Raw genomic sequence first — 15,861 nt, forward strand, 5'->3', positions numbered from 1 at the left:
TAAAAATAAAAGCAAAAGGAGATAAAAATGATGAGACAACTAGCAGCCCCCTTGTTATGCAGTAGCTTCTTATTATTAATGGCCTGTGGCTCCAATAATACTAATTCAAAAAATCCTGAACAAAATACAACTGCAAAAACAGAGCAAACCAATGCTGCAAAACAAACTTATCAGATAGAGGCAGTTGCACATTTTAATGAACCTTGGGCAATTACTACTTTGCCAGACCAACGTTTACTCGTCACTGAACGACAAGGCAAATTAAAAATTTTTAATCCCCAAAATAAACAAGTGTTAGATGTTCAGGGTGTTCCAGCGGTGAACTATGGCGGACAGGGCGGTTTAGGGGATGTTGCTCTACATCCAGACTTTGCCAAAAATCACTGGATATATCTCAGTTATGCAGCCAAAGGGCAAGGCGGATCTGGTGCAGTGATTTCACGTGCGAAATTAGATTTATCTAACCCTAATCAACCAAAACTTACCGATATAAAGCAAATTTGGCAGCAAGTACCTAAAGTCTCAGGGCAAGGCCATTATGGGCATCGTATGCTTTTTGACGCAGATGGTAAGCTTTGGGTGAGTTCAGGTGAGCGCCAAAAGTTTGATCCTGCCCAAGACATGAAAAGTAACTTGGGAAAAATTCTGCGTTTAAATGATGACGGTTCAGCAGCCGTAGGTAACCCTTTTTATCAGCAAGGCGGCGTCACTGCGGAAATATGGTCACTGGGACACCGTAATCCCTTAGGTATGGCTTTTGATCGCCAAGGACAGCTCTGGGTGGTTGAGATGGGACCTAAAGGTGGTGATGAGCTTAATATCATCGTAAAAGGTGAAAATTATGGTTATCCAATTGTCTCAAATGGCGACCATTATTCAGGTCAACCTATTCCAGACCATCACACTCATCCTCAATTTAAAGCACCTGAGATAGACTGGACTCCGGTAATCTCGCCGTCGAGCTTAATTATTTATCGCGGACAACAATTTCCTGCATGGCAAAATAAAGCCTTAATTTGCGGATTATCTTCCGAAGCCATTGTCGTTGTAGATTTAGAACATAAGCCCGTAAAAGAAGTGCAGAGATTAGAAATGAAGCAACGTATTCGTGGTTTACATGAAGCACAAGACGGTTCAATTTGGGTAATTGAAGACGGTCCGAAAGCCCGTCTATTGAAGCTGAGTAAGAAACTCTCTTAAGGCCTCGAGTTAGCCTGTAAATAAAGGATGTGTCTCATAGATTCAAATTGTAGATTTCTGTGAGACGCAATAGACTATAGTGAAAAGACGATAAAGCTATTTGAGATGTCAGACACCCATATTCCACTTCCTGAACGCCTGCGCCCGAGAGACTTGTCTGAAATTATTGGGCAAGATCATTTGTTAGGTGAACATGCACCTCTACGTCAAATGATTGATCAGGGGCATTTGCCTTCTATTATTTTTTGGGGGCCGCCAGGCGTTGGTAAAACGACGATTGCTTTACTTTTGGCTCAAGCGATAGATCGCCCATTTGTAAGCTTATCTGCGCTGAATACGGGTGTAAAAGAATTACGTGAAGTGATTGCAGAAAGTGGTGATTTACTGACACCTGTAGTTTTTATTGATGAAATTCATCGCTTTAATAAATCTCAGCAAGATGCATTATTAGGTGCGGTAGAAAAAGGAAAAATTACCTTAATAGGCGCGACGACTGAGAACCCGTCTTTTGAAGTGAATAGTGCGCTTTTATCTCGCTGTCAGGTCTATACCTTAAATAGTTTAGACAGTGAGGCAATTCAAACACTCCTTAATAATGCACTTCAAGCCGATAAATTCTTAAAAGAACGCTACATTCATATTGAAGAGTACGATGCTCTTTTACAGTTTGCGGCAGGTGATGCTCGTAAAGCGCTTAATTTACTGGACTTAATTGCGAGTACTTTTGAGCCTGAAATTGAAAATACCATTACCAATGCTGTAGTGGTAAAAGTCGCTCAGCAAAATATTGCGCGTTATGACAAATCGGGTGAGCAGCATTACGATCTCGTTTCTGCATTCATTAAATCAATTCGTGGTAGTGATCCAGACGCAGCCTTGTATTGGATGGCGCGGATGCTTAAAGGTGGGGAAGATCCGGTTTTTATTGCAAGACGTATGCTGATTGCAGCTTCGGAAGACATTGGGAACTCGAATCCTAATGCGCTATTGCTTGCAGGTGAATGTTTCCGCTCTGTACAAGCGGTGGGTATGCCTGAGGGGCGAATTATTCTGGGCCAAACCGCGGTTTATTTAGCAACAAGTGCAAAAAGTAATAGTACCTATTTAGCGATTAATCGAGCTTTAGAACTTGCTGAGAAAACGGCAAATTTACCAGTGCCTTTACACTTGAGAAATGCACCGACCAAGCTGATGAAACAGCAAGGTTATGGAATTAATTATTTATATCCTCATGACTATCCAGAGCATTTTGTGCTGCAAGACTATTTGCCGCCTGAGTTGAAGGGTACCAAACTCTATGAGTCGGCAAGAAACAAGCGTGAGGTTGAAGGCGAGCGCTTACAGCAACGCAGATGGCAGCAGGAGCAATAGTTTTTATTGCTTCTTGCTATTCCAACTCTTCAGTGACCTGACCGTAAATCAGTAGCGTGAACACGCCTGTACCACCAATAATATTACCAATGGTGGTTGGGATCAGGAAATTAAATAGATATTCGCCAATAGAAGCCTCTCCTTGCCAGACCAGATAGGACATTTCGGTAGAGCCAACCACTACATGGGTAAAGTCGCCTAGCCCTATCAGATAAGTCATGAAAAAGATGACTAGGAATTTATTGCTAACAGAGGGTAACATCCAGACCAATGCGGCAATTAAAAGTCCCGACATAACCCCTTTAAGCAGGTTCTGGATTGCAGAAAAAGATGCTACATGATGTGCGAGTTCATCTAGTGCTTTGTCAATGTCTGGAGTAAACAGGTCAGTGGTCAGGAAGAATAAACTCGCCAAAGCTGTTCCAATGATATTGCATAGAATCACAATCCCCCATAAACGGCCTACGGCTCTTAATTTGTCCAAGGTAAAGGGCTTAAATAAGGGCACAACTGTAGTAATGGTATTTTCGGTAAAGAGCTGCATGTGGCCCAAAATGGCAATTAGAAAGCCAATGGTATAACCGAAATTGGTGATTAAATCTGTCCAGATCGCATCAGTTGGGATATAAGAGGCAATAATTGCTTTAAATAAAAATGAAAAACTGATAACCAGACCTGCTGCAATGCCTGAAAAGATCAGTGCAGCTGTTGGACGATCCAGTTCTTCTGCACCATCACGGCGGATAATTTCATAGACCAAACGGGGTGACAGTTTCTCATGTTCTTCTACTGCCATTTTTTCACGCCAGCTTAAGGTTTGCTCGACCTTTTTTTCCTCTATTTCATGATCCATCAGCTTTGCTCCTCACTGAATAAATATTTTCTACTTATTATTTTTATTTATTGTTAAGGCAGCATTCGGCATAAATCCAGTTTATTCCTAACAGCTTTATGTGTCTTTTTATAAATTGAATGATACGGTGGTAAACAAAATAATATGCGAATAAAAGCAATTAACCAGATAGGACGGTTAAATCTAAGCAGAGATAGAGAGTACTTTGTATAACAAGACTATTTGTTGCCTGAGTTAAAGGCGAATAAATTCTATGAACGAGTCCGAAACCAAAGAGAGGTTGGGTCTGTGCACTTACAGTAAGGTCGATGATTAAAGCAAGGTATATGTTCTCAATGTGCGTATGAGTTTCATATAGTCACCTTTAGAAGCTTCAGAAATGACGGTTTCTACTTCAGCTTCGCTCCAGCCTTGTTTCAAAGCAGAGTCGCTAAAATTAGATAAAATCACTAATGGATTTTCACCAAAATGTATCGAGTGATTCATTAATCTCTTTTCAGGCTTAAACAGTTCCATAAAATTCACCATACTTTAAATTTAATTATTGTGATGCAATTAGTATTTTTTTAGATTTTAGTGCTTTGTTTTTAGATTGTGCAAGTCATAATTTAATTAAATATACAAATCTGTCTACTTTTCCTAAATTTTAGGGTCCTGAAAATAAAAAACCGAGCGAAAATGCTCGGTTTTTTGATGAAGCTGGCGAATTAGATGTCAGATAAATCTACGCCTAAACGAGAAGCAACTTCTTCATAAGCTTCAACAACACCGCCTAAACCTTGACGGAAACGGTCTTTGTCGAGTTTCTTCTTAGTGTCTTTATCCCATAAACGGCAACCGTCTGGAGAGAATTCATCACCAAGTACGATACGGTCATGGAAAACACCAAATTCAAGTTTGAAGTCCACCAAGATCATGTTGCCTTCAGCAAATAATGCTTTCAATACATCATTTACTTTATAAGTTAACACTTTCATTTGTTCTAACTGTTCAGCAGTCGCCCAACCTAAAGCAATCGCTTGAGATTCGTTAACCATTGGATCGCCTAGGCCATCATCTTTGTAGAACAATTCAAATGTAGGAGGAGTAAGTTCTTTACCTTCTTCAACACCTAAACGACGGCATAAAGAACCCGCTGCGTAGTTACGAATTACGCATTCAACAGGAATCATTTGAAGTTTCTTAACAAGAACTTCAGTTGGAGAAAGCAATTTTTCAAAATGCGTTTCGATACCTGCTTCAGCAAGTTTTTCCATGATGAAGGCGTTAAAACGGTTGTTCACCTTGCCTTTACGATCTAGTTGTTCGATTTTTTCGCCATTGAACGCAGAGGCATCATCACGAAAGACTAAAATCAGATGGTCGGCATTGTCTGTTTCATATACAGATTTTGCTTTACCAGTATAGAGCAAGGTTTGTTTTAACATGAGGGAACCTTTTAAAAAAAAATGCCTAGTAAACGACTAGGCTGGCCAATTTTGGTAAATCTGGTTTAACACTTCCGCAGCAACATCAGGGCTTGCAAAAGTGTTGTCTGGATTAAAGAGAGCAAGGCTATGACTAGAGCCAACACCAGTCAGTTTAAGCACATAAGTTTTGTCATTTACTTTAATCGTCGCTTGATTACTGCCTTGAGCGATGATGTTGTAATTTAACGTGCTTAGGGTTGCTTTGGTGTATTGCCAAATTTCAGCAGTACTTCCATCAATTTTTAACAGGGGGTTTTTATTACCATCTGTCACAAGTTGAGGGCGACTAAGCGCGCTACCTGATTGAGCAGATGTATCTGCTGTATCACCTTGAGTTTGTTCAGGGCGAGGCAATGCAAAACGATTGCCACGCTTGTTTTCAAACTTCGGTGCGTGATCGATAGCGAGCTGGTCTACTGTTGGTGCAGGATACAAAGGCGTCGCTGGTCGTACAGTTGCATCGGCAGGATACTCAAGCGGGGCGAGTTGCTTTGCTTTTTTATAATCTAAAGAGTGATTATTGAGTGCGAAGCGACCACAGCCAGCTAAACTTAAGGCTGAAACTGCAAGGACTAAACCAAGACGTAATTGCATCATAAATTGCTCTTATTAAATAATTCCCGCATCTTTTAGGGCATTGCGGAGAGGTTCGCGATATTGCTCAGCGAGAGGAGTGAGTGGTAAACGAATACCAGTATCAATCAGTCCCATCTCATGTAGTGCCCATTTCACAGGAATTGGGTTAGATTCGCAAAATAGAATATTGTGTAAATTTGCAATCTTATTGTTAAGCGTCTTCGCTTGTGGCTCATCTTTAGCAATTGCAACCGCGCATACTTCACTCATTGCCTTAGGTGCAATGTTTGCAGTAACCGAGATATTACCGTCTGCGCCAAGAAGCATAAGTTCCCATGCAGTTTCATCGTCACCTGAGTAAACAGCCATTTTGCCGTTTAAAGCTTCAATTAAGGCTTTACCACGAGGTACGTCACCTGTAGCGTCTTTAATACCCACAATGTTAGGAATCTCTGCTAAACGTACTGCTGTATCGTTTGACAAGTCTACGCCTGTACGACCAGGTACGTTATAGAGAATAAGAGGTAATTCAACAGCTTCAGCAACTGCCTTGTAGTGCTGGTAAAGGCCTTCTTGGGTTGGTTTGTTATAGTATGGTGTTACAAGTAAAGCTGCATCAGCACCGAGGTCTTTAGCTGCTTTAGTTAATTCGATTGCTTCACGGGTTGAGTTTGCACCAGTACCGGCAATAATTGGAATACGTTTATTGGCTACACGAATAATTTCTTTAATAACCTGTGTGTGCTCTTCCATGCTCAATGTTGAGGCTTCGCCGGTTGTACCGACGGCTACAATACTGTTTGTACCTTGTTCTATGTGCCACTCAACCAGCTTCTCAAGACCCTTCCAATCTACACCGCCATCTTTCAACATGGGAGTGACAATTGCGACGATTGAGCCTTGAATGGTCTGTGCTTGCTGAGTCATTTTAAAAAATATCCTATTTATCCATCCGAATCTGAGGTAAGAAAAACAAAATGTGGGATGGTTGCAGTATTTTGATTGTCCAGTTCTAACAATAACAGATTGTTGAATGACAATTATGCAAATTATGACTGATCAGACGCATAAGAACAATATGCTTAACTGATAAACCCTATGTAAACTTGAGCAAAACATAGAATGCCAATTTGATCATTTCAAGTAAAAGACAGTAAATATGACAATATGGTTCAATTCTGCGAATCCTTACTTGCTACAGTCTTTTTTATGGCAAGATAAAATGCATATTTTTCCCGAATGGGACTTAAGATGGCATGAAAATGAAGAAACAACCACAAAATTCGGCTTTAGTCGTAGTTGATGTACAAAATGGTTTTACACCGGGTGGAAATTTAGCAGTTGCCGATGCCGATACAATTATTCCAACCATTAACCAATTGGCAGGTTGTTTTGAAAATGTCGTCCTCACACAAGATTGGCATCCAGATAATCATATATCTTTTGCAGTCAACCATGTGGGCAAGCAGCCATTTGAAACCATTGAGCTCGACTATGGACCGCAAGTGCTTTGGCCTAAGCATTGCGTACAAGGTAGCCAAGATGCCGAATTTCATCCAGATTTAAATATTCCGACAGCTCAACTGATTATCCGAAAAGGCTTTCATGCTCATATTGATAGTTACTCGGCTTTTATGGAAGCTGACCACACAACCATGACAGGTTTAACGGGATATTTAAAAGAACGTGGTATTGATACGGTCTATGTGGTTGGAATTGCTACAGACTTTTGTGTCGCATGGACTGCTTTAGATGCAGTTCAACTTGGCTTTAAAACTTTAGTGATTGAAGATGCCTGTAAGGGTATTAATCTCAACGGCTCTTTAGAACAGGCATGGCAAGCGATGCAGCAACAGGGTGTTGTCCGTATTCAATCGACTGAATTGTTGAGTGAATGTTAGAGAGAGTGCTCATGTTGTTTGGGCTTTAATTGCGATTTGATATGGATGAACAACATGTCTGGATTATTACGTTTTACTCAATTTGTTCAGAAAACGTTTGCTTTATGGGTCATCGTTTTTGCGGCATTGGCACTATGGCAACCTGAATTTTTTGTCTGGCTTAAAGCTTATATTCCATGGATCTTGGGCATTATTATGCTCGGCATGGGAATGACCATGACCGTCGATGATTTTAAAGGGGTATTACAAAGCCCTAAAGCGGTGTTGATTGGGGTGGTAGCACAGTTTGTGGTGATGCCGGGGTTGGCATTTGTTCTATGTAAATTATTTAATTTACCGCCAGAAATCGCTGTTGGGGTTATTTTAGTGGGGTGTTGCCCCGGTGGAACTGCTTCCAACGTGATTACCTACATGGCCAAAGGTAATGTGGCCTTATCGGTCGCTTGTACATCGGTATCAACACTTTTAGCACCTGTGTTAACGCCTGCTATTTTTTATCTGCTTGCTAGCCAATGGTTAAAGATTGATGCAACTTCGATGTTTATTTCAATTTTACAGGTGGTGCTACTGCCTATTGTGGTTGGTCTGATTTTAAGAACATGGCTTAAACGTCAAGTCGAATCCTATATTCAAGTCATGCCGTTAGTTTCGGTCATTGCAATTGTCGCGATTGTGGCAGCCATTATTGGTGGAAGCAAAGCGGCTATTTTACAGTCAGGTTTGCTTATTTTGGCGGTAGTGATATTGCATAATGGATTTGGATATTTATTAGGTTTTGCAGCAGCTCGGTTCTTTAAACTACCGTATGCGGACAGTAAAGCAATTGCTGTAGAAGTCGGTATGCAAAATTCAGGTTTAGGCGTGGCGCTTGCAGCAGTGCATTTTGCGGCTTCCCCGATTACTGCCGTACCAAGCGCAATTTTCAGCCTTTGGCACAATATTTCTGGTCCTGCACTTGCGACTTATTGGGCAAGTAAACACAAACAAGAATAACGGTATAAACAACATCTATTACAAAAGAAGGCCAAACGAATAGTTTGGCTTTTTTATTTAAAGAATATTTTAGGGGAAGCTGAATTTAGAACTGGTATGTCTTTTGCTTTGGATTGATGCACTAAAAATAACGTGAATATCAACATAAATCGCAAAGAAAAAAATAAGGCTTTTTTGATGAACCAGATTTTTAAATTATTTATTCCCATGCTCTCAAGCAATTTAATTCTAGTTTTAAGTGGATTGGTTGATATTGCGTATGTAGGGCATTTTAGCAATGACCATGTCGCCGCATTATCGGTAACCTTATCTTTATATACAGTGATTTATGTCATTGGGATGGGGATTCTGCAAGGTGTGATACTCAAGCTTTCAGAAGCCTATGGTTGCCATGATTTACCGCGTATACGTCAGATTTTTATTCAAGGCATTTGGCTGATGTTATGTTCGGCATTGATCAGTATTGGCTTGCTTTACTTGTTCCGTGATCTACCAAAATTATTTGGTGCATCTGAACATGTCGTTTCAATTACTAAAAACTGTATGTGGGCTTTGGTATTTATTTTACCTGCGCATTTACTGATGCGCTTATTTACAGCTTTGTCTCAGGTCACTGAAAATGCGCATAAGGTTTTACTATCAGATAGCATTTTCTTCATTCTTAAAATTATTTTGTCCTATCTTTTGATTTATGGTGTCGCTTTATTTTCAATTCCGCCACTCGGTGCGATAGGAGCTTTATTAGCTACTATTATTGTTCGGTGGTTTATGTTGGCTGTTTATTACCTGTTTTTTCTAGAGAAAAGCTACATTTTTATTGAGCAACCAGAACGGTCGGTTGAAGATAGCCGGCAAAGTCTGCGTATGATTTTAAAAATAGGCATACCCACGGCGTTCATGGCGTTGATGGACGTCGTTGCATTTTGTTCAGTTGCTATTCTGATTTTGCCTTTTGGGAGTGTAGTGTCAGCAGCCCATCAAATTGTCGCGAGTACTGGCGGCTTCATGTTTATTTTTCCTTCCTCAATTGCCTCGGCTTATAGCATTTTGGTGTCACGATCTATGGGCAGTGGCAACATGGAAGAAGCCAACAAAATTGCCAGACAAAGTATATGGGTAATTATGGCAGTAAGTGGCAGTCTGTCCCTAGGTTTATGGTTGGAACGGGACTTAATTGTCACCTTCTATTCAGATGATTTGGCCGTGCAGATTTTGGCAGCATCCTTGTTGTTGATTGTCTGTATGTCTCATTTTTTCGATGGCTTAATGACCTTACTCACCTCTTTGCTACGCTGTTGGGATGTCTCAATTTTACCCATGCTGATTTTTTTAGTCGTGGTGCTATGTTTCGGATTGGGTGGTGGCTGGTGGATGGCCTATAAAGGCCTGTATTGGGGGAGTCACTCGATTTCTGCAATGGGAATTTATGGTTTTTGGAGTATGGCAGTCATAAGCTATTTAGTAGCTTGTATATTGAGTGCTTTCTGTTTCCGTTTTAGAAAGCAATTAAAAGGGTTTTGATTGAGCAGACAATGGTTAAAGAGGATGTGCTGCTAACCAATCTTCAATTTCGTTTTCAGAAATGACATTAAAACCATGGCGCTGTAATAGTGCTGTGGTAATCCCAACACCCGTAATCTTCTCGCCTTGAAAAGTACCGTTATAAATTTTTTGACTGCCGCAAGATGGGCTATTTTCTTTTAAAACCACACAACTTGCTTTTATTTGCTGTGCAATTTCCAAAGTGCGGTGAGCACCTTTTAAATAGAGCGCTGTCACATCTAAACCAGATGAATCAGTAATTTTTGCCTTGCCATCAAGCACATCTTGACCTGTTCCTCCCACAATTTCTGCGGGTAAACGAGGCGTGCTAAAACCGCCTAATAACTCTGGGCAAAGTGCATGGGCTTTTTTATTTAAAAATAACTGCTGAAGCGTAGTGTGCAAGCATGATCGGCCGTCATAACGGACAGGTTCACCAATTAAACAAGCACTGATTAAAAGCATGCGTTTTCCGCCGTTAGAACTTTAAAAGCCATGTGAGTGTACCCAATGATTTATAAAATATGAAATCTAAAACAGGCACGAACAAACAGCGTAATTTGATTAATAAATTACACAATTCATAATTAAATTATGTATTGCATAATTTAATTGTTTTTAGTAGCATCTGTTTTAAGGTAAATGGCCATTGGAGGTCCAACAAGGATGTTGGCCTCCATAAATCTAGGAAAGACTTTAGGAAAAGGCGATTTTTAAAGGTTTATTGAAAAATCTCAATCGTACTTTTAGATAAGAAAGGACTGTGTGTATGGAAAATAAACACCATATAGAAGGGAAATTAATCATCGGTTTTGTGCTCACTCAATCTTCGTTTTAGTTATTGGTTTTTTTCTCATAGGATGCGTTGGGCTAAGGCATTTTGACGGTTCAAACACTCTCCCAGCAAATGCGTATTCTATAGAGAAAGGAGCTGACCAGATCAGCATGAGAAATAAACGGATCAGGTAATCACCAGAGGGAAACTAGATGGATATTTTAGAGAACCCATTAGAACTATGCGGTTTTGCATTTATTGAGTTTGTTTCAAAAGAAAATGAATTAGATACAATTTTTGAAACAATCGGCTTTTCAAAAGTAGCCAAGCATAAATCGAAAAAAGTGTACTTATGGCGTCAAGGAAATATCAATATTATCCTGAATTATCAGCCAGAATCTTATGCTTCATTCTTTTTCAATGAGCATGGTCCATCTGCTTGCGCAATGGGATTCAAAACACGCGATGCGGCAAAAGCTTTTAAAAAGGCTGTTGAGCTTGGTGCAGAACCAATGCAGTCTAGTGTTGGGCCGATGGAGCTTAACATTCCGGCAATTAAAGGTATTGGTGGCATGCCAATCTTCTTGGTTGACCGTGATATTTATGAAAATGACTTTATTTTCTTTGATGATGCGCAGCGTAACCCTGAAGGCGCTGGTTTAAAAGAAATTGACCACTTAACTCATAACGTCTACAAAGGCCGTATGGAGTACTGGGCAAACTTCTATGAGAAAATTTTTAACTTCCAAGAAATTCGTTACTTCGACATTAAAGGCGAATATACAGGTTTAACATCTAAAGCGTTAACTGCTCCAGATGGCATGATTCGTATCCCTTTAAATGAAGATTCAGACAAAGGTAACGGTCAAATTGCAGAATTCTTAGCTGATTTTAATGGCGAAGGTATTCAGCATATCGCATTTATTTGTGATGACTTAATTTCGACTTGGGATAAGTTAAAAGGCTTGGGTCTACAATTTATGACTCCACCACCAAACACTTATTATGAAATGTTGGAAGATCGTTTACCTGAGCATGGCGAACCGACTGATGAATTACAGCAGCGCGGTATTTTGCTTGACGGTAATACTAAAGATGGTCAGAAGAAGCTTTTATTGCAAATCTTCTCTCAAAACATGATTGGGCCAGTTTTCTTTGAATTCATTCAACGTAAAGATGATGACGGTTTTGGTGAAGGTAACTTCAAAGCATTGTTTGAATCGATTGAACGTGACCAAATTCGCCGTGGTGTTCTAGAAGCAAAATAAGTTTTGCTTTGTCTCTAATCTAAAAAAACCAAGAGCATTGCTCTTGGTTTTTTTATGGCTATTGATTAGCGGCTTTTAATATATTGATTAATTAAATTAATCTCATTTTTAAGCGTTTCGATAATTTTACTTTGTGGGTCGACGGGTAAAAACATTTCGCTATCAAGCGCCACAATACAAAACTCAATCCCTTGGTTTGAGTTAAATACTGGCAGACCGACTGCATTAATGCCTGTGAGTAAGTCACCTTTAGCTGCCGACATTTGTTGCTGGCGGATCGTATCTTTAAGTTCTAAAAATTCTTGCCAGTTGTGTGGTGCAATGTTTAGTCCCAGTTCCTGATGCTTTTGCCATTCAGCTTCTAATAAAGGACGAATAAAATGCTCCGGAAGGTAAGAAGCAAATAAACGTCCCGCAGCAGAATTGACTAAAGGCATAATTGAGCCAACTTTTGTCACAATCGAAATAGGGTGGTTAGATTCAATAGACTGAACCACAACAGGGCCTTTCGGTGACCACTTACTAATTTGAATACCACAGCCAATTTTGCTTTGTAAGTCATAAATTAGGTGCTGTACCAACTGTAAAGTATCACTGTGCTGAATGCAGTTTAAGCCTAAACGCCATGCCTGATCGCCTAAGGCATATTGCCCATCTTCAAGTTGTTTGGCGTAATCCATGCGAATTAAGCTCACCAAATAACGGTGTACTTTGGCAGGATGCATCTCGAGCTTACTCGATAAGTCTTTGAGAATAATCGGTTGATTGTGCTCTAACAGGGCATTTAGTACGGATAAACCAACTTCAAGTGATTGAACCCCCCCAGATACTTTTTCTTCAATCATTTAAATACCCTTAATCGATTTACTTCAGCAGTTAAACAGTTATGTATAAACATAAATTGGAATTGATGCGTTTTACATCATGCCTGAGCCTATAGAAAAATAGAAATCACCTTTTTCTATTAGCAAAATTCACATGTTTAATAATCAACAATTCTTACAATGACCTTCATCTTTTATTTATAGCGTAAATTGAGAGAAGTTTAGTAGATTTAAACAATATAAATCGGCATTGATATAGAACAGTTCATTCAAACTATTCTCACCAATGCCGACTTTTGAAACGATTGCTTTGAAAGAATTATGCGCCTAATTCTTCTTCATGCAAGAAATGAGTATGGTGTGGAGCACGTTTAGTTTTGCTCCATTCATCTAACATTTCAGTTTTCATTTCTTCAGTAATTTTTGCAATTTTTTCTTCTGCATGGATATCGTTATAAGTCAGTTCTAAACGGTGTCCATTTGGATCAAAGAAATAAATTGAGTGGAAGATACCGTGGTTAGTAATACCTAACACTTTAACGCCGTTTTCTTCCAAGTGTTTTTTGGCAGCTAAAAGGGCATTTAAATCTTCAACTTCAAAGGCAATATGTTGTACCCATTGAGGCGTGTTTTCATCTCGGCCCATTTCTGGTTGGGTTGGCAATTCAAAAAATGCCAAAACGTTGCCTTGGCCTGCATCTAGGAATAAATGCATATAAGGGTCAAAAGCTTTGGTTGAAGGCACATGGTCTTCAGCAAAAGCTAAGATAAAGTCCATGTTAAGCATTTTTTTATACCACTCAACAGTCTCTTTCGCATCCTTACAGCGATATGCAACGTGATGTATTTTTTTAATGGCAAATGTCATGTTGAAACTCCTTTTACTATTCCCAATCTGGTTGTTGTTCTGGCGCCGCGTTATAGAAGGCTGGGATAGACAAACAATGTTGATAAATTGATTCAATTTTTGGAAACGCAGATAAATCGATTTTGAAGCGTTTCGCGTTGTAGACCTGTGGAATGAGGCAGCAATCGGCAATCGTTGCTTGTTGTCCAAAGCAAAACTGTCCGTTTGAATCTTGAAGTAGCTGTTCGAGACTTTGAAAGCCTTCAATAATCCAGTGCTGATACCAATAGTTTTTTTGTTCGTCCGAAACGTTTAAATCATTTTTCAAATATTTCAGAACGCGTAAGTTGTTTAACGGGTGAATATCACAGGCAATCGCCTGTGCAAAAGCACGGATTTTGGCTCTCTCTTTCACATCATTTGGAAGTAGTTTAGTTTCCGGATATTGTTCATCCAGATATTCCAAAATACTTAATGACTGTGACAAGGTTAAATCGCCGTCCACTAAAGTTGGTACTAAGGCACTGCGATTTAACTTTAAATAGTCTTCACTTTGCTGCTCATTTTTAACTAAATGAACTGGTGCAGTTTCATAAGCGAGACTTTTAAGGTTGAGACCAATCCGTACTCTGTAAGCTGCAGAGCTACGAAAGTAACTATACAGCTTCATAGTCAGGCTCCGAAGTCTCTGCAAAATCAAAAGCTAATGCAGGAAGTACAGTATTTCGAACTTCACCAAAGCCAATACGAATACCATTTTTCTCACAGTGACCTTTCATAATGAGCGTATCGCCGTCTTGTAAGAAACCACGAGTTTCGCCGTTAGCAAGGGTCAAAGGTTTAGTGGTGTTCCAAGTCAGTTCAAGCAAGCTGCCATAAGAGTCCGGTGTAGAACCTGAAATAGTACCTGAACCCATTAAGTCACCGACCTGAACGTTACAGCCTCCAATGGTATGGTGAGTCAGCTGCTGAGCCATAGACCAGTACATATATTTGAAGTTGGTTTTACAGATCACATCAGTTTGTGCTGATTTTGGTGTTTGAATTTCAACACTCAAATTAATGTCGTAACTGTTAGCGATATTTTCTTGTAAATAAGCGAGTGGTTTCGGTTCTTGTTTCGGGCCTTCAACTTTAAATGGTTCAAGTGCTTCCAGAGTTACCACCCAAGGTGAAATAGCGCTAGCAAACGATTTTGAGTTGAATGGGCCTAGAGGAACATATTCCCATTGCTGGATATCACGTGCTGACCAGTCGTTTAGCAGAACCATTCCAAAAATATGGTCCCAAGCATTTTCAATCGAGATAGGCTGCCCCAACTGAGTTGGTTTACCTACAATAAATGCTGTTTCAAGTTCGAAATCGAGTTTACGCGTTGCTGAGAAAACTGGACGTTCTTCATTTGGAAGTTTGATTTGACCTGATGGGCGTACCACTTGAGTTCCGCTGACTACAACAGAGCTAGCACGACCGTTATAACCTACAGGTAATTCGGTCCAGTTTGGCAGCAAGGCATTTTTAGGGTCGCGGAACATACAGCCGACATTGGTCGCGTGTTCTTTAGAAGAATAAAAATCGGTATAGCCAGGTACGCGAACAGGTAAATGTAAAGTCACACTGTCTTGCTTAACTAGAACTTCCTGACGTAATGCTTCGTTTTCTTGAAGTGTTAAATTTTCAACTGAAAGAAGAGACTGTAATGTTTTACGAACTTTAGACCAGTTGGCTTTGCCTGATTCAATAAATTTATTCAGTGTAGGCTGGTTAAAGTATGTGTCTTGATCTGAAAGTTTTAAAAGACCATGCTTTTCAAGAGCAGCGAGATCAATGACCCAATCACCGATAGCTACACCGACCTGACGCTCGCCTTCGGCTGTTCTACTAAAAATACCATAGGGCAAATTATGAATAGTGAAATCAGATTGAGGTGAAACTTCAATAAAAGAGTTTAGTTTTTGTTCCATTTTCGCTTCCTTGTCTTCATCTCGCGTCTTATACAAATAAAAGTTCGGTCTAGGGACTGAGCTACTCAATAAGTTTTAACCTTTAGTGAGATCATCTTTTTACTTATGAGTTTGATATAGACCGAGAACAACCAATTGCTTCATGGTTCTTATAATACTGAATTCATCAAATTACGCAATACATAATTTAATTACACATTGCATAATAATTGTTATTTCTTGCATTTTCTGCTTACATGCGCGGTTGTGAGAAAAGTAACGCAATTATTTTTTTCATC

The 15,861-nt window shown here is 39.7% G+C and carries 16 protein-coding genes; 6 read left to right on the top strand and 10 right to left on the bottom strand.

All coding sequences use genetic code 11. The features are described from left to right. The first annotated feature begins 27 nt into the window (after positions 1-27). Both ACG59Z_RS15400 and ACG59Z_RS15405 read left to right on the top strand, forming a co-directional pair. Positions 28-1,200 carry a PQQ-dependent sugar dehydrogenase gene (locus ACG59Z_RS15400; RefSeq protein ID WP_400200135.1) on the top strand — a complete coding sequence of 391 codons (1,173 nt, stop codon included), beginning with the start codon at positions 28-30 and terminating at the stop codon, positions 1,198-1,200. Positions 1,201-1,305: 105 nt separating this feature from the next. After that, positions 1,306-2,571, top strand: coding sequence for a replication-associated recombination protein A (locus tag ACG59Z_RS15405; protein ID WP_400200137.1), 1,266 nt, complete (start codon positions 1,306-1,308; stop codon positions 2,569-2,571). Between the two features lie 16 nt (positions 2,572-2,587). Here ACG59Z_RS15405 and ACG59Z_RS15410 read toward each other — a convergent pair whose 3' ends face one another. The 5 genes from ACG59Z_RS15410 to dapA form a co-directional block, all read right to left on the bottom strand. Then, positions 2,588-3,424 (bottom strand): formate/nitrite transporter family protein, encoded by an 837-nt coding sequence (locus ACG59Z_RS15410; RefSeq protein WP_400200138.1) that lies wholly within the window; start codon positions 3,422-3,424, stop codon positions 2,588-2,590. A 312-nt stretch (positions 3,425-3,736) separates the two neighbouring features. Further along, positions 3,737-3,940 carry a hypothetical protein gene (locus tag ACG59Z_RS15415; protein ID WP_209045346.1) on the bottom strand — a complete coding sequence of 68 codons (204 nt, stop codon included), beginning with the start codon at positions 3,938-3,940 and terminating at the stop codon, positions 3,737-3,739. Between the two features lie 191 nt (positions 3,941-4,131). Next, complete coding sequence (gene purC, locus ACG59Z_RS15420; protein ID WP_108679651.1) at positions 4,132-4,851, bottom strand: phosphoribosylaminoimidazolesuccinocarboxamide synthase; 720 nt, start codon at positions 4,849-4,851, stop codon at positions 4,132-4,134. Positions 4,852-4,887: 36 nt separating this feature from the next. Continuing rightward, positions 4,888-5,487: a lipoprotein-34 precursor (NlpB) gene (locus ACG59Z_RS15425; RefSeq protein ID WP_400200213.1), complete on the bottom strand. Its 600-nt coding sequence runs from the start codon at positions 5,485-5,487 to the stop codon at positions 4,888-4,890. Positions 5,488-5,502: 15 nt separating this feature from the next. Continuing rightward, a complete protein-coding gene (dapA, locus tag ACG59Z_RS15430) occupies positions 5,503-6,396 on the bottom strand; it encodes a 4-hydroxy-tetrahydrodipicolinate synthase (protein WP_002054045.1) in 894 nt (297 codons plus the stop codon). A gap of 329 nt (positions 6,397-6,725) precedes the next feature. On the opposite strand from dapA, the gene pncA reads away from it, so the two are divergent. The 3 genes from pncA (at position 6,726) to ACG59Z_RS15445 (ending at position 9,884) form a co-directional block, all read left to right on the top strand. Next, the gene (gene pncA / locus ACG59Z_RS15435; protein ID WP_400200140.1) at positions 6,726-7,370 is read left to right on the top strand and encodes a bifunctional nicotinamidase/pyrazinamidase; all 645 of its coding nucleotides are present in this window, start codon (positions 6,726-6,728) and stop codon (positions 7,368-7,370) included. A 54-nt stretch (positions 7,371-7,424) separates the two neighbouring features. After that, entirely contained in the window at positions 7,425-8,363 is a 939-nt protein-coding gene (locus tag ACG59Z_RS15440) for a bile acid:sodium symporter family protein (protein WP_400200142.1), read from the top strand. Positions 8,364-8,540: 177 nt separating this feature from the next. Then, positions 8,541-9,884 carry an MATE family efflux transporter gene (locus ACG59Z_RS15445; protein ID WP_400200144.1) on the top strand — a complete coding sequence of 448 codons (1,344 nt, stop codon included), beginning with the start codon at positions 8,541-8,543 and terminating at the stop codon, positions 9,882-9,884. Positions 9,885-9,899: 15 nt separating this feature from the next. On the opposite strand, the gene ACG59Z_RS15450 is transcribed toward ACG59Z_RS15445, so the two are convergent. Further along, on the bottom strand, positions 9,900-10,370 hold the full coding sequence (locus tag ACG59Z_RS15450; RefSeq protein ID WP_343570375.1) for a DUF523 domain-containing protein: 471 nt from the start codon (positions 10,368-10,370) through the stop codon (positions 9,900-9,902). Positions 10,371-10,892: 522 nt separating this feature from the next. Between ACG59Z_RS15450 and hppD the strand changes: the two genes are divergently transcribed. Further along, positions 10,893-11,948 carry a 4-hydroxyphenylpyruvate dioxygenase gene (hppD, locus tag ACG59Z_RS15455; RefSeq protein ID WP_009504341.1) on the top strand — a complete coding sequence of 352 codons (1,056 nt, stop codon included), beginning with the start codon at positions 10,893-10,895 and terminating at the stop codon, positions 11,946-11,948. Positions 11,949-12,013: 65 nt separating this feature from the next. Here the strand turns inward: hppD and ACG59Z_RS15460 are convergent, their stop codons facing one another. The 4 genes from ACG59Z_RS15460 to fahA form a co-directional block, all read right to left on the bottom strand. Continuing rightward, positions 12,014-12,793: an IclR family transcriptional regulator gene (locus tag ACG59Z_RS15460; protein WP_151739225.1), complete on the bottom strand. Its 780-nt coding sequence runs from the start codon at positions 12,791-12,793 to the stop codon at positions 12,014-12,016. A 298-nt stretch (positions 12,794-13,091) separates the two neighbouring features. Continuing rightward, positions 13,092-13,640: a VOC family protein gene (locus tag ACG59Z_RS15465; RefSeq protein ID WP_209045337.1), complete on the bottom strand. Its 549-nt coding sequence runs from the start codon at positions 13,638-13,640 to the stop codon at positions 13,092-13,094. Between the two features lie 16 nt (positions 13,641-13,656). Continuing rightward, positions 13,657-14,289 carry a maleylacetoacetate isomerase gene (maiA, locus tag ACG59Z_RS15470; protein WP_400200147.1) on the bottom strand — a complete coding sequence of 211 codons (633 nt, stop codon included), beginning with the start codon at positions 14,287-14,289 and terminating at the stop codon, positions 13,657-13,659. Continuing rightward, complete coding sequence (gene fahA / locus ACG59Z_RS15475) at positions 14,276-15,583, bottom strand: fumarylacetoacetase (protein ID WP_396481551.1); 1,308 nt, start codon at positions 15,581-15,583, stop codon at positions 14,276-14,278. Before fahA ends, maiA begins: the two co-directional genes overlap by 14 nt. Positions 15,584-15,861: the final 278 nt, after the last annotated feature.

The organism is Acinetobacter sp. ABJ_C1_1 (genome assembly GCF_044684115.1).
GTDB classification, from domain to species: Bacteria; Pseudomonadota; Gammaproteobacteria; order Pseudomonadales; family Moraxellaceae; genus Acinetobacter; species Acinetobacter nosocomialis_A.

What these genes read in the sequence shown, in the direction of transcription:
- ACG59Z_RS15400 (WP_400200135.1), top strand. Translation starts at nt 28, where the DNA reads ATGATGAGACAACTAGCAGCCCCCTTGTTATGCAGTAGCTTCTTATTA.
- ACG59Z_RS15405 (WP_400200137.1), top strand. Translation starts at nt 1,306, where the DNA reads ATGTCAGACACCCATATTCCACTTCCTGAACGCCTGCGCCCGAGAGAC.
- ACG59Z_RS15410 (WP_400200138.1), bottom strand. Translation starts at nt 3,424, where the DNA reads ATGGATCATGAAATAGAGGAAAAAAAGGTCGAGCAAACCTTAAGCTGG.
- ACG59Z_RS15415 (WP_209045346.1), bottom strand. Translation starts at nt 3,940, where the DNA reads ATGGAACTGTTTAAGCCTGAAAAGAGATTAATGAATCACTCGATACAT.
- purC (WP_108679651.1), bottom strand. Translation starts at nt 4,851, where the DNA reads ATGTTAAAACAAACCTTGCTCTATACTGGTAAAGCAAAATCTGTATAT.
- ACG59Z_RS15425 (WP_400200213.1), bottom strand. Translation starts at nt 5,487, where the DNA reads ATGCAATTACGTCTTGGTTTAGTCCTTGCAGTTTCAGCCTTAAGTTTA.
- dapA (WP_002054045.1), bottom strand. Translation starts at nt 6,396, where the DNA reads ATGACTCAGCAAGCACAGACCATTCAAGGCTCAATCGTCGCAATTGTC.
- pncA (WP_400200140.1), top strand. Translation starts at nt 6,726, where the DNA reads ATGAAAATGAAGAAACAACCACAAAATTCGGCTTTAGTCGTAGTTGAT.
- ACG59Z_RS15440 (WP_400200142.1), top strand. Translation starts at nt 7,425, where the DNA reads ATGTCTGGATTATTACGTTTTACTCAATTTGTTCAGAAAACGTTTGCT.
- ACG59Z_RS15445 (WP_400200144.1), top strand. Translation starts at nt 8,541, where the DNA reads ATGAACCAGATTTTTAAATTATTTATTCCCATGCTCTCAAGCAATTTA.
- ACG59Z_RS15450 (WP_343570375.1), bottom strand. Translation starts at nt 10,370, where the DNA reads ATGCTTTTAATCAGTGCTTGTTTAATTGGTGAACCTGTCCGTTATGAC.
- hppD (WP_009504341.1), top strand. Translation starts at nt 10,893, where the DNA reads ATGGATATTTTAGAGAACCCATTAGAACTATGCGGTTTTGCATTTATT.
- ACG59Z_RS15460 (WP_151739225.1), bottom strand. Translation starts at nt 12,793, where the DNA reads ATGATTGAAGAAAAAGTATCTGGGGGGGTTCAATCACTTGAAGTTGGT.
- ACG59Z_RS15465 (WP_209045337.1), bottom strand. Translation starts at nt 13,640, where the DNA reads ATGACATTTGCCATTAAAAAAATACATCACGTTGCATATCGCTGTAAG.
- maiA (WP_400200147.1), bottom strand. Translation starts at nt 14,289, where the DNA reads ATGAAGCTGTATAGTTACTTTCGTAGCTCTGCAGCTTACAGAGTACGG.
- fahA (WP_396481551.1), bottom strand. Translation starts at nt 15,583, where the DNA reads ATGGAACAAAAACTAAACTCTTTTATTGAAGTTTCACCTCAATCTGAT.